At 51.1% G+C, this 12,665-nt stretch carries 11 protein-coding genes and 2 pseudogenes; 11 read left to right on the forward strand and 2 right to left on the reverse strand.

Annotation, left to right across the window (positions count from 1 at the left end):
* Nucleotides 1–145: 145 nt before the first annotated feature.
* The gene (gene cysC / locus KDX37_RS26320; RefSeq protein WP_231656142.1) at nucleotides 146–796 is read right to left on the reverse strand and encodes an adenylyl-sulfate kinase; all 651 of its coding nucleotides are present in this window, start codon (nucleotides 794–796) and stop codon (nucleotides 146–148) included.
* Between the two features lie 147 nt (nucleotides 797–943).
* Nucleotides 944–2,050, reverse strand: a complete 1,107-nt coding sequence (locus tag KDX37_RS26325) for a DNA polymerase beta superfamily protein (RefSeq protein WP_231656144.1) — start codon at nucleotides 2,048–2,050, stop codon at nucleotides 944–946.
* A gap of 538 nt (nucleotides 2,051–2,588) precedes the next feature.
* Between KDX37_RS26325 and KDX37_RS26330 the strand changes: the two genes are divergently transcribed.
* The 11 genes and pseudogenes from KDX37_RS26330 to KDX37_RS26380 all read left to right on the forward strand — a co-directional run.
* The gene (locus tag KDX37_RS26330; RefSeq protein ID WP_231656146.1) at nucleotides 2,589–3,470 is read left to right on the forward strand and encodes a sulfatase-like hydrolase/transferase; all 882 of its coding nucleotides are present in this window, start codon (nucleotides 2,589–2,591) and stop codon (nucleotides 3,468–3,470) included.
* A gap of 38 nt (nucleotides 3,471–3,508) precedes the next feature.
* Nucleotides 3,509–4,039 (forward strand): GTP cyclohydrolase II, encoded by a 531-nt coding sequence (locus tag KDX37_RS26335; protein ID WP_231656148.1) that lies wholly within the window; start codon nucleotides 3,509–3,511, stop codon nucleotides 4,037–4,039.
* Nucleotides 4,036–4,632 carry an AAA family ATPase gene (locus KDX37_RS26340; RefSeq protein ID WP_231656150.1) on the forward strand — a complete coding sequence of 199 codons (597 nt, stop codon included), beginning with the start codon at nucleotides 4,036–4,038 and terminating at the stop codon, nucleotides 4,630–4,632. Before KDX37_RS26335 ends, KDX37_RS26340 begins: the two co-directional genes overlap by 4 nt.
* A gap of 56 nt (nucleotides 4,633–4,688) precedes the next feature.
* Nucleotides 4,689–5,810, forward strand: coding sequence for a hypothetical protein (locus tag KDX37_RS26345; protein ID WP_231656152.1), 1,122 nt, complete (start codon nucleotides 4,689–4,691; stop codon nucleotides 5,808–5,810).
* A 31-nt stretch (nucleotides 5,811–5,841) separates the two neighbouring features.
* The gene (locus KDX37_RS26350; RefSeq protein WP_231656154.1) at nucleotides 5,842–6,510 is read left to right on the forward strand and encodes an HAD hydrolase-like protein; all 669 of its coding nucleotides are present in this window, start codon (nucleotides 5,842–5,844) and stop codon (nucleotides 6,508–6,510) included.
* Between the two features lie 11 nt (nucleotides 6,511–6,521).
* Nucleotides 6,522–7,715 carry an MFS transporter gene (locus tag KDX37_RS26355; protein WP_231656156.1) on the forward strand — a complete coding sequence of 398 codons (1,194 nt, stop codon included), beginning with the start codon at nucleotides 6,522–6,524 and terminating at the stop codon, nucleotides 7,713–7,715.
* Between the two features lie 289 nt (nucleotides 7,716–8,004).
* Nucleotides 8,005–8,261: pseudogene (locus KDX37_RS26360) on the forward strand (hypothetical protein); the annotation flags it as partial.
* Between the two features lie 677 nt (nucleotides 8,262–8,938).
* Complete coding sequence (locus KDX37_RS26365) at nucleotides 8,939–9,124, forward strand: Com family DNA-binding transcriptional regulator (protein ID WP_055000164.1); 186 nt, start codon at nucleotides 8,939–8,941, stop codon at nucleotides 9,122–9,124.
* Nucleotides 9,125–9,135: 11 nt separating this feature from the next.
* Nucleotides 9,136–10,431: a glycoside hydrolase family 68 protein gene (locus KDX37_RS26370; protein ID WP_231656158.1), complete on the forward strand. Its 1,296-nt coding sequence runs from the start codon at nucleotides 9,136–9,138 to the stop codon at nucleotides 10,429–10,431.
* A gap of 219 nt (nucleotides 10,432–10,650) precedes the next feature.
* A complete protein-coding gene (locus KDX37_RS26375; RefSeq protein ID WP_231656160.1) occupies nucleotides 10,651–11,832 on the forward strand; it encodes a glycoside hydrolase family 10 protein in 1,182 nt (393 codons plus the stop codon).
* Between the two features lie 161 nt (nucleotides 11,833–11,993).
* Nucleotides 11,994–12,568, forward strand: a pseudogene (locus KDX37_RS26380) (IS5-like element ISPs1 family transposase); the annotation flags it as partial.
* Nucleotides 12,569–12,665 lie beyond the last annotated feature (97 nt).

Genomic DNA, 12,665 nt, shown 5'->3' on the forward strand with positions numbered 1-12,665 from the left:
GATAAATCAAGGCCTCCAGAGCGTTGCCGGGACGAAAAATCGAATAAATCAGCGGCTCCTTAGTCGCTCTTCTAAGGAAACCTACATGAATTCATGTGCGGCTGCCATCCGTTTTCGTTCTTGATTAGTGTATGAATGAGAGCAGTTAAATGAGACCAGTGTCTTTAAGAAATTGCATCAATTGCTCAGAGACATAATCTGGCGAATATACTTCTGTCTTCAGGTGAAGGTCTGGCGTCGTGGGTGCCTCGTATGGCGCGTTAACACCAGTAAAATTCGCCAAGTCGCCAATCCGAGCTTTTTTATATAATCCTTTTGTATCCCGAGCTTCTACAGTAGCCAACGGACAATCCACAAAAATCTCAAAAAACTCATTAGGTTGAAAAAGATCACGAAGCTTTTTCCGCTCCGATGCAAGTGGAGAAACGAATGCGCATAACACGATCAATCCCGCATCACACATTAACTTTGCGACTTCACCTACTCTCCGCATATTCTCGGCACGTTCAGGCTCTGTGAAGCCAAGGTCACGATTCAGTCCATTCCTTACATTGTCACCATCGAGCACATATGTATGATACCCCAACTTGAAAAGCTTAAGTTCAACCAAATTAGACAGCGTGGTTTTCCCCGCCCCTGACAGCCCTGTAAACCACAGCACACAAGGCTTTTGTTTTTTTAGGCTGGCTCGATCACCCTTGCTTATATCCAGACGAGGCGGATAGATATCCCAGCGCTTAGACTCCTCATCATGAAATCTCCTGGCGTTAGTGGCGTCTGTGTAAGTTTTTGTCATAAACACTCACTTCATAGCTTGATAGTTGATTTTTTTAATTTTAAATACGTGCATTATGAACAAAGTTGGACATGATCAAATTGCTCTGAACTTCGTCCATATTGAGCTCTCAGGGTTACTGGGAAAATACACCCTGTGACCGCACCATCAGTCATCAGTCAGCTCACTCAGAGCAAGGTTGAAACAGCTCATCGTGACAACACCAGCCAATAGAAATACCTGCAGATATTGAAGACATTCTTCTCTGGATATTTGGAACCCTTCAATAGCTCGTTGCAGAACGTCGTTGACGCAAGAGTCGTTATCGATCAGCGCCCATATCAGTACCGCAGACACTGGAAGCTCCATGATCGGGGTATTTACCCGCAGTAGGAAAAAAGTGTCTGCGTGACTAACAACACGAACACCTGCTGGTTTTTCAAGCAGCCGGTTTCTTCCTGAAGGATGAGATGGGAGGAAACGAGAGACCGTCCAGAATTCCTCTTCAGGCATACGATTAGACATCACGGAATGATCCGACATGACCTGCAGAAAGCGATAACACCGATGGAGGTAAACTTTTTTTTGGCATACGGAGCCGCTGAAGTCGCCAGCGAAAACATCCGCAAAGCGCTCCAGTGCCAAATGTGTTTCACCGATAAAAAGCTGTGCATATCGTAGCTGCCATTTGTCCAGTAAAGACGTGGCGCCACAGAAGACTAGAAACTGATTAAAGCTGTGCTTTGCCGCGGTTCGAGCTGCGAGCACGGCAGAATCGAAGTCTCCCGCATCGACGAAACCGGAAGAGACCCTCAATGAGCGCTCGGCATTGAGCTGACAGAAATCCCCCAGCCTTTTTCTGAAAATATCGATATCCAACATTTTTTTCAATTGATCGAAACTGTGAGCGTTGGTTAGGCCAATCCCGCAATACAGCCGATGACACAGCAGCAATTCATAGTTTGTCATGTTTGGTAGGTCTTCGCCGTCTAAGAGCATCTCGACGATATGCTCTATTTTAGCGAGGCTAATTCGGGTGACTTCGATAGGTCTAGGTCCGCCTGTAACAAGCGTTTCACCTTCGCTGCAGGTTTCATAAACGGCATATACGTCATAGTCGGAGCTTGGCGTCGCCAGTCCTTCGGCAACCGAGCCAGACAGGAACGTATACAAAGGTTTTTGCTCATCATTATTTAAAAAAGCATCGAGCCTTTCCTTGATGGCAGCCAACTCAGCCTCTGACAGCGTCACGCGAACTTGCGATGAATAACTCATTTAACCTCCCGGCAGTGATAAAAGCGGCAATGTGACACCGGTCAATATCAAAGTGACATCCTCTCAACTCCAGCAACATTAGGACTTGAAGACTTAAGCATTGATTTGTCACATGTCAAGAAATTAACCGACATGCTTTGATGCGCCGAAATCATGAAACATTTTGTAACATTTGCTGTTGGATCATTTTTTGACACATCCTCTGAGGCTGTTTAGGGTTGATGCGAGGCGATTAAAAAGTCTCGAAGACGATCAAATTGATCTCAATTTATGAACTAAAAGGATGATCTTCATGAATCATAATATTCGCGTACTTACCACGACCGAACAGCAAGCCGTAAGCGCTGTAATCACCTTCACTTCAAGTGGCGGTGCCATTCACGCACCTAAATAACACCGCCTGAGGTTGTCACATTAAACGGATGTATTAGACGTTGCACAAGGATGTGCTGATTCAAAGAGTAGTTGATAACAAATTGGCCATCTACTCTTCGTATTCACTGGCATGTAATGACTGTTCGATACTCAAGGAGGATCCATGAACCAGATAGCCCAGCTAGCAATGTCAGAACGGAGTGTGCTATTTATTACTGTGGATTCATGTCGTTATGATTCTTTTTCTCAAGCCAGGACGCCGACTTTTGACAGTCTCGGTCATACCCGCGCGGCGGGCACCCATGGAACGTACACGCTACCGGCACACATGAGCTTTTTCATGGGCTATCTGCCTTCCGTTATCACGCCTCCTTTCAATGATTTCTACAGTCCTGAAGTACGCCAGCTATGGCGTCTCGCTTCAGGACGCCAACGCGACCCCATGACCATCGGTGTCAGCATTGACGGTGAATCGGTCCCCAAATCCTACGCAAAACGTGGCTTCCGAGTGATTGGTGCCGGGGGTGTTCGCTGGTTCAGGCATCCTGCGCTGGCCAAGCATTTCGATACCTTTCATTTTTATGGGAAGAATGACTTCGTTTCCGTGTTTACGGAAAGGGAGGCTTCTGAGTTTCCACTGAATCATATTGATGAGCTTGTTGATGAAATAGGCAGCGACCCGTTCTTCCTGTTTATAAATTGTCCTGAAACCCATGTACCCTACGACTGCGGTGTGGCGCCTTTGCCGGAATCAGCCAAAGAAACAATAAAAAAACATAAGAACTTGTGGGGGTTGAAAAAAGCGTTCTCTCACGAGGTGGACGTGGATACTGCTGCGCTCGCGCAGTTGCAAAAATTACAAGTGGCAGCGCTGGAAGAAGTCGATCGAAAAGTGGGCATTCTCCTATCGAAGATTTCTCATCCACTGTTGGTGGTCATCGCTGGCGATCACGGCGAATGCTTTGGGGAGGACGGTATGTGGGGGCATGGTTATCCGCACGAAAAAGTTACCGAAGTTCCTCTTCTTATTGCAACCGTCAACTAATAACGGTTGTTTAATTCGCAGTCATTACAGGTTGATTTATGCCTGAATTTCAAGTTCTAGATGCTGCATGGGGTGCAACGATCACAAATGATATCGGTAAGTTTTATGTAGGTGCAATGGAGGCCAATTATAAAGGCCAAATATTTCATCACATGTTTATCTATCGAAATCTAATGTCCCCCGTTCCTTTGCGAATTCAATCGGCCTGCGCGCTGGGGCATATTGCAGGCGATCATGAGTGTGACTGCTGTACACAGATGACCGACGCCATGCATACACTCAATCGGCTGGATAACGGTTTGATTATCTACACGGACGAGCATGACGGACGAGGAAGGGGACTCGTAAGTAAAGTCAGAGTTTACACAGAAAGGCAACAGCACAATCTTAGCAGCTTGGATGCTTGTATGCGTTTGGGGCTCGACTATGATCTTCGCGACTTCGGTCAGATTGCCGAAATATTGAAGCATCTGGACATTGTCGATGTGTACCTCCTTTCAGAGAGTGCGGAAAAAAAGGCCGCATTGGAAAGCCGAGGTGTCAAGACTCACGTAATGACTCCAGCATGACATCATCGATTCTCTACTTTTGCGGTCCGCATGGCGCGGGTAAATCTACCGCCATCAATCAATTGGTAACTCACAGCAGGTATTCCCGGGGCTTTGCTTTCTCATTCCAGATACCTGAGACATCCGCGTACCAACGGGCCAGCGTTCGCGCCATAAAATACCTTGTTGAACAAATAGAGAATAAAAAAGCTCCACGCCCCACTACGGTGCTGGCAGACCGTTGTATCTACGATACCCTCTGCTACATCAACGCCTACCAGGAACTAGGTTGGATAACGGAAGATGAAACCAGGCGATTAAACGAACACATCGACCGCCTTTTCCTTCCCCATGGCTTTCCTGACGTGCTGGTTTGCATGCTTCCGGATCTGCACGTATTGCGAGAGAGACTGCACTGTCGTGCCCTTGATGGTGAGCTGCGTTGGCAACATGACAACCTTGCGCTTCTACAGGCAGTGCATGCCCAATACGATAAGCTGTGCGAAGAACTGCTCGCTTCCGACAAGCGAATACTGAAATTGATGAATGAACCGGCTGATCAACAGTACGAATACATTATCGATTTTATCCAGCATCTTCAGGGTCATCATTGACCGCAAGTATAGGAACAGAGACCCCAACCGAACCGCTACTTTGAGACGAACACACGATGGACAAGTATCTCAACGCTCTTATGACCGTGCATGAACGAGAAAGCGCGCACTCGAGATTCTCGACAGTGTTCGGTTTCATGGGCACCACGCTCAAGGTTACCTTGGCGGATGCTGGCACCTTGCGCCTCTTCAGCGCTTATGTATCACCTTATTTCGCGGTGCCGCTTCAAGAAGACGATTCTTGCGTTCGGTATGCGGTAAAGGTCAACACCGGGGCGCTTCCCGCCGATCTTGAACAACTGACCCATGGCTTTGAGGCACAGGCTGAAACGATGCCGTGGTATTTCGGAGCGACCTTGCAGGTGTTGCGAGTCGGTGATTTTAGACTGGCACACGCAGTGGACAGCGGTTGGATGTTGTTCAGCGCAAACTCGGTAATCGTTTGGTGCATCTCCGATGAGGTCAGCGCGCTGTTACTGGCCGTACGCTTGTCACGTGAAGCGATGATCACGCTCAGCGAACATGACCTGCTCAGGATTCATGGCGGCTTTATCTCATTCGAACACAGTGGCTGTTTGGTACTTGGCGGTTCCGGTGCTGGAAAGACTTCGCTGCTAATCAATAGTTTGCGCCACCCCGGAGGCAGCTTTTGTGCCAACGACAGGAGCCTGGTTTACCTGGACGGCGATTGTCTGGCTGCCCATGGGAGCCCCATACAAAGCCAAGTGGGCGAGTTTCATCTACGTGACATTGCCGAACTGCACTTACCTGCGAATGAGCAGTACGTGAGCCCGAGCGGCGAGATCGGCTTCTGGTCAAAGACACATCCCTTTAAAAAAGCTTCGCTCTCTCCCCGTTTGCTGGCCAGACTGTTTAATTCTCCGATGCGATCTCACGGACGCATTGATGCGGTCGTCATTCCTCGACTCTCCTCGGAGACTGCCACCGTCGTTGGAATTGAAGAGATCCACCACAAAAAAAGAACGCTGCTGATGGACCAGGTCCTGAATGAGGACAATGCCTTCCCTTCCTCCATATTCGATCTGGCGGCCAAACCTCTGCCAGAACCAGTCATCTCGGCGTTATGCCAACGACCATGGTACTTTTTAAACGGTTACTTCAATGATGGAGCAGTCGTCAATGTGCTTGAAACCACTGTCAGGCGTCAGCCCCTTTGAAGAAGCCCTTTCTCCATCAGGAGGTCAACACGTGACCGATTCCACCATCATTATTTTCGATATGGACGGTACTGTCCTCGACTCGGCTCCCGGAATCCTTGAGAGTTTGACGTATGCCATCCGTCAAATGGGCCATGATTTTATTCCCGGCGCCGAGACGCAGAAGCTATTTGGCCCCCCAATGAAGCAAATTGTCGCAGAGCTTTTGGCGCCTTACTCAGACGATCGAGTCGACGAGTGCGTCCACTTGTACCGCTCCCACTACAGGGAGCAAGGGCTCTACAAAAGCTTTCCGTACACAGGCATAAGCAATGCGCTCAGTCATTTTTCGAACCGTAACTACTCGCTCTTTATTGCGACCTCTAAACGACAAGAATTTGCTGAAAAAATGCTTACCTACAACGGGTTGTTCAATGCTTTCCAGTCGATCTTCGGCACTTCACCCGACGGTAAACTGGATGACAAGGCTGATCTGGTGAAGGCGCTGCTGGCATCCCTTGCGAAGCCCCCATCTAGCGTTTTCATGATTGGCGATAAACGTGATGACATGCAGGCTGCGCATCTAAATGCAATAATTCCGGTGGGTGCACTGTGGGGCTATGGGGCCATCGATGAATTGAAAAACAGTGGGGCCGTGGCCTTGGCCGATACACCCTGGGCATTACCCTCCGTAGTTGACAGTCTGCTGCCCGCAGCCTGATAAGGAGCGACATGCCCCCCACCGCCAATAGCAGCCGCCTGCTCGATATCATGAAAAATCCTACCTTCGCCGGGTATTGGGTTGGCACGTTGGTACTTCAGATCGTCTTTCAGACGCAAACATTGCTATTTGCCTGGTCCTGGAGCGCGGGCCATGTTGACGCAGCCTTCTGGGTCTATTTCGCCAGCAATGCGCCTTTTGCCATACTCACTCTGTTTGTAGGTTATCTAGGTGATCGCTACTCTCGCAAAGGGCTGCATTTCATAGGGCAGGTTTTGATTGGCGTGAGCTGTGTGTTGGGTGCCGTCTACTTCATACGAAGCCCGAGTTTCGCTTTAGGGATGAGCGCGTTGCTCATCCTGAATGCTGGCATTGCGATCAGGGGGCCGTCCTATCAAGCAACGATCATCTCCCTGTTTGGCGAGAATGATATAGATACGGTGTTGTCGGTTCACGGGTTGGCGGTCAGCATTGCAAAACTGGCCGGCCCCTTGTTCGTTGCGTACGTCATACACCAGAGCCTAACCGCGCTACCAGCTCTGGTCGGTATTGTCGCTAGCCTTTGGACGGTAATGGTCATCGTTTTCTGGGATAAGGCCCAATGGCGTACCACCATCAAAAACAATGGGGTGGACAAGGCTCCACCCACGTCACTCATCAATTTAACATCGGCAAAGAACCTGCTCTTGGTCGGAGCCTTAGCGTTTGGATGCTGTAGTGTCCAAACCCTGCTGCCTTCTCTGGTCAGACTTCACTACGGCGACAATGCGACCCGGTACACATTGCTGATGGTATTTTGGGGAGTTGGGGCTCTGCTTGGAACCTTTTCGGGCCGTTTTTCGATCCGACTCTTCGCCCGGTACGAAGAGGCTGTGTTGACGCTCATCTTCTCGATAACTACAACACTGCTCGCGCTGACATCGCATGTAGTCATTCATGGCCTGGCGCTGTTACTTTGCGGCTGCGCCTTGTTTATCCTATTCATACGATTGTGCGGTGACCTGACGAGAGCCTCGCCGCCGGGCCAGAGAGCATTCAGACTGTCCTTGTACTTTTTTTCAAATTACCTTGGAGGGACGCTAGGGGCGTTGGCTTGGGGGTTGATCGCACGGTTTCAAGGGGCGAACTCCGCTATGTTGATAGCGAGCATTCTGGTCCTGCTGCTCGGCTCGATCATGTTTAATAAGCAGCGACGTCTGCCATGACTTAACCTGCCCGGTGGTGAACCAAGCCAATCCGCTGATTTGGATGTCGTTGTCCATGACCCATTGAAGGTCAACATCGGCTTCGCCGCGATGGTGCAGATGTTGACCAAGTGCGCACTACGATGAAGATATTTCACAGGCTTTCGTAGGAAGCGCCCGGCCCCAGTGTACTGTTTTCGAAAAAACCAGCTACTGACTAACGGAAAAGTCAATTATTATCAATAGCTTAGATTTAAGGTCATGGGTAACTTATTTCGCGAACAGTACACTAGGGCATCAGCGGCGACACATGCAGACGGGTTACAACGTCTACACGGTGCAACAGGCGGCGAGGCGGTCATGGAGGCTTGGACGGAAGCAAGACGTAAGGGTGATTTTTTGGGCTACATCGGCAGTTCTCAGATCACATGCCTGCAGCTGATGGCCAAGAAGATCGCCTTATCGCAAAGCACTTCAGGCGATGTTCCAGAGTCAGGACTAGATTCGCTGAACCACGATGGTGACTCCGTTGAAATGGCACTCGCCAGACAACTCATTAACGCTTGACCATGGCCACCTTCGGGTGGCTATGTTTTATCTTCTTCTGAATGAGTAGGCGACTGGGAACTCTTCTGCGTCTAACGGAGCCTTCGGGCTCAGATTAATTGCGAACGGGCTTGCATTCATTAGGGACGCACGTACTTCAACAGACCAATGTCACGGGCATTGATCAGCAACTGATGCACCGCCAAACCCGACAGGGTCCGTACGTAAAGCATTTGGACACCACACAGCACGCAACTCGAGAGATCACGGTTTAAGAGCTGTTTGCTCATCTGGGCAAAATGGAGTGTTGGCGCTTTGCCAGGTTTCTGCATCGTCAGCCTCGGTAGACGAAAAATGCCGGTATCGTGAATTGATGAGCAGCTTGATACTTAACGTACTTTAAATTCCGTTTTCTGAAGCGTCCCCAATGAAGCGCCGTCTCGTACCGTTTATCCGGATCAGTTGCGCAACTGTGGTCGAACTCTTGTTGAACTCCGGCCAAACTCGACCTACCCCGAAACTGCCCCTTTCCAGCCTTTCCGGAGGGGGGTAAAAAGGTATCACGATATGCGATTTGCGCCTCAGGGCAGCCGCCGGATACGGGCTTTCCAACAGCGCCAACCGGTAAATTGCGATCCCCTCCAAACCCCGCCTCGGCGGGGTTTTTCATTGGGCGAAGCATAAGGAGACCATTGCAAATGTTGAAAGACTATCGATGCGGGCAGTGCAAGAAGCTGCTGGCCCGCATGGGTGACTACACCGAACTCCAGATCAAGTGCTCCCGCTGCGGGACGTTGAATCATGTGAAGGCCGTGAGCCTTGAGTTATCGCCTTTGAGCAACAGAGGTACAGCAGCGTCGCTGCTGCCTCCCACAACTATCTGAAGGTATCAATTATGTACAATAGCAACTCTGCTGTAAGCCAGCTCCAAAATAGTCCTCTCGTAGATAACATCAAATACCCACCTACTGTCTGGTCCCGCGCCGATGCGCTGAAGGTCAATGAAAATGACCCGACCACGACGCAGCCACTGGTCAGTCAGGACTTTCCGGTCATGAGTGACACGGTATTCATCTGGGACACCATGCCGCTGCGCGAGCTGGATGGCACGGTGGTTTCGGTCAACGGCTGGTCGGTCATCCTGACCCTGACGGCTGACCGTCACCCCAATGATCCGCAATATCTCGATGCCAATGGCCGTTATGACATCAAGCGTGACTGGGAAGATCGTCATGGCCGCGCACGCATGTGCTACTGGTACTCGCGTACCGGCAAGGACTGGATCTTTGGTGGTCGCGTAATGGCCGAGGGGGTATCGCCCACCACTCGAGAGTGGGCGGGCACACCCATACTGTTGAATGACAAAGGCGATATTGATCTTTATTACACCTGCGTCACACCCGGCGCAGCGATCGCCAAAGTACGTGGCCGTATTGTGACGTCCGATCAGGGCGTGGAGTTGAAAGACTTTACCCAGGTCAAAAAACTGTTCGAGGCCGACGGCACCTATTATCAAACCGAAGCGCAGAACTCGAGCTGGAACTTTCGCGACCCCAGTCCGTTCATTGATCCTGAAGATGGCAAGTTGTATATGGTGTTTGAAGGCAACGTCGCCGGTGAACGCGGCTCGCACACGGTAGGGAGTGTCGAACTTGGCCCTGTGCCGCCGGGTCATGAAGACGTGGGGGGTGCCAGATTCCAGGTGGGTTGTATCGGTCTGGCGGTCGCAAAAGATCTCAGTGGTGAGGAGTGGGAAATACTTCCGCCGTTGGTGACGGCCGTCGGCGTGAACGATCAGACCGAGCGCCCGCACTATGTTTTTCAAGACGGCAAATATTACTTGTTCACCATCAGTCACAAGTTCACGTATGCCGATGGTGTTACAGGGCCAGACGGGGTGTACGGTTTTGTCGGCGAACATTTGTTCGGTCCGTACCGGCCAATGAACGCTTCCGGCCTGGTGCTCGGCAATCCGCCCGAGCAGCCTTTCCAGACGTATTCGCACTGCGTCATGCCGAACGGTCTGGTGACTTCGTTCATCGACAGCGTGCCCACCACAGGCGAGGATTACCGTATCGGCGGGACCGAAGCGCCGACGGTGAGAATCCTCTTGAAAGGGGATCGCTCGTTCGTGCAGGAAGAATATGACTACGGTTATATTCCTGCGATGAAGGACGTGACGCTGAGCTGACACGTCGTTCCCATGTGATGCCTAAAGAACGCCTGTGCGAGCAGGCGCTCTTCGTGCGTTCAGCCCAGCAGCTCGCTCATCGCGATAATCTGCTCGGCTATGGTCACATACCAGCGCCTTGGCAGGTGTAGTGCTCGTTCATGCATGGGCATTTCAAAATGCCCGTGCATGGACAGCATATTTTGTTCCCTCAGAACCATACTCAAAGGAGAAATCGCAATGGCGACTGCGAACAAAAATCTCAAGGCGAGCTGGGTCGCAACAGTTACGAATCTTGACTGGCCGTCCGCCTCATCTCTGACCATCACTGATGAGGCTGCACGTGTCAGCACACAGAAAGAAGAGTTGACCGGCATTCTTGATGATATCGTGGCAATGAAAATGAATGCAGTGATATTCCAGGTTGTTCCCTGCGCAGATGCATTCTACGCATCAGACCTGCTTCCATGGTCGAAGTACCTGACGGGGACGCTGGGGAAAAATCCCGGCTTCGACCCACTGGCTTATGCTGTTGAGCAGGCGCATGCTCGTCATATTGAGCTGCACGCATGGGTGAACCCGTACCGCATATCGATGAGCGCCAGCGACGGCACAATGGAAGAGCTGAATAACTCATCATCTGACTCGCCAGCCAGTGTGTTTAATACGCATTCTGAGTGGACTGGGACCGCAGCGAACCGCTTTGTTCTCAATCCCGGCATACCTGAAGTTCAAGCGTGGGTTGGTAGTATTGTTGAAGAAATTGTCACCAAATACGATGTTGATGCCATTCAGTTCGATGATTATTTTTATTATGAAACCGCGGATTCCCTGCTGCAGGATGATGCTACCTACCAGACATACAATACGACCTTTACCACAAAGGCCGACTGGCGACGTAATAACACGTATTCGCTGGTTGATGCATGCCACAAAAAAATAGCCGCAGTTAACACGGATGTCTTGTTTGGTATCAGCCCGGCAGGCGTCTGGCGGAATAAATCTGATGACCCGCTGGGGTCTGATACGCAGGCAGGTGCACCTAATTACGATTTTGCGTATGCAGACACCCGGAAATGGGTCATTGACGGCATCATTGATTATATCGCCCCACAGGTCTACTGGCCGTTTGCCCGGGAGGTTGCCCGCTACGACGTCATCACACAGTGGTGGGCGGATACCGTCAGGGGTACCGGCACAGCGTTATATGTAGGTATGGCTCTATATAAGGTGGGAGCCGCCTCAGCAGCCGAGCCCGACTGGACTGTTGAGGGGGGCGCGCCTGAAATGACCCGTCAGCTTGACCTGAATGATTCTCTAGCTGAGGTGTCCGGTTGCATGTTATTTCGACATATGTTTCTGCGGGCCTCACAAACTCAGCAGGTGGTTGACTACCTGAAGCTTCGCTGGGCCGACGTCTAAGTAGACGCTGATTTATTCTAAACCCCAGCGGTTGCCCCCTGACAAATCAAGGCCTCCAGAGCATCGCCGGGGCAAAAAATCGAATAAATCAGCGACTCCCTAGGTTTTGTACGAAAAGTCGGTGGGGGTAGAATTGCCGCCATGATTGGCTGGAGGCCCGCATGGCAAAGCGTTACGAACTCTCCGACGCATCGTGGGAATTGATCAAGGATCTGGTTTCTCCCGAGCAGAAAATGGGTCGCCCACGTAGTGATGATCGACTGGTACTCCACGGAGTCCTTTGGATTTTGTGCTCGGGTGCTGCCTGGCGTGATCTGCCGGAACGCTTTGGGCCTTGGTCGACGGTGTATCAGCGTTTTCGTGACTGGCGCGATAACGGCACGTTCGACCGGATACTGGAACGCTTGCACATTCGACTCAACCAGGAAGGACTGATCGATCTGGACACCTGGATGATCGACTCCACGGCGGTACGTGCAACCCGAGCCTCCTCAGGCGCCGGGAAAAAGGGGGACCTGAAGAACCGCTAGACCATGCTCTGGGGCGCAGTCGAGGCGGCCTGACAACCAAGATTCATATGGTTTGCGACGCTAATGGCGTGCCATTGCGCTTCATGCTTTCACCGGGACAAGCCAGCGATATCGCCCACGCCCAGCCGTTGCTGGATCAGGTGCGCATTTCCGGTAAGCCGGGGCGACCACGCAAACGCAGTAGATGGTTGCTGGCTGACAAAGGTAAGCGCTCCATAAACCCCACCTGGCAAAAGATAGGTAAAGCGCTTAGCTGTGAAGTCGAGGTTCGCAGTTCCACGGCAGCAAGGCTTCGTAATCCTC

The organism is Pseudomonas californiensis (genome assembly GCF_021147775.1).
In the GTDB taxonomy this organism is placed as follows: domain Bacteria; phylum Pseudomonadota; class Gammaproteobacteria; order Pseudomonadales; family Pseudomonadaceae; genus Aquipseudomonas; species Aquipseudomonas californiensis.

Coding starts and splice junctions, on each gene's coding strand:
- cysC (WP_231656142.1), bottom strand. CDS start 796: ATGACAAAAACTTACACAGACGCCACTAACGCCAGGAGATTTCATGAT.
- KDX37_RS26325 (WP_231656144.1), bottom strand. CDS start 2,050: ATGAGTTATTCATCGCAAGTTCGCGTGACGCTGTCAGAGGCTGAGTTG.
- KDX37_RS26330 (WP_231656146.1), top strand. CDS start 2,589: ATGAACCAGATAGCCCAGCTAGCAATGTCAGAACGGAGTGTGCTATTT.
- KDX37_RS26335 (WP_231656148.1), top strand. CDS start 3,509: ATGCCTGAATTTCAAGTTCTAGATGCTGCATGGGGTGCAACGATCACA.
- KDX37_RS26340 (WP_231656150.1), top strand. CDS start 4,036: ATGACATCATCGATTCTCTACTTTTGCGGTCCGCATGGCGCGGGTAAA.
- KDX37_RS26345 (WP_231656152.1), top strand. CDS start 4,689: ATGGACAAGTATCTCAACGCTCTTATGACCGTGCATGAACGAGAAAGC.
- KDX37_RS26355 (WP_231656156.1), top strand. CDS start 6,522: ATGCCCCCCACCGCCAATAGCAGCCGCCTGCTCGATATCATGAAAAAT.
- KDX37_RS26365 (WP_055000164.1), top strand. CDS start 8,939: ATGTTGAAAGACTATCGATGCGGGCAGTGCAAGAAGCTGCTGGCCCGC.
- KDX37_RS26370 (WP_231656158.1), top strand. CDS start 9,136: ATGTACAATAGCAACTCTGCTGTAAGCCAGCTCCAAAATAGTCCTCTC.
- KDX37_RS26375 (WP_231656160.1), top strand. CDS start 10,651: ATGGCGACTGCGAACAAAAATCTCAAGGCGAGCTGGGTCGCAACAGTT.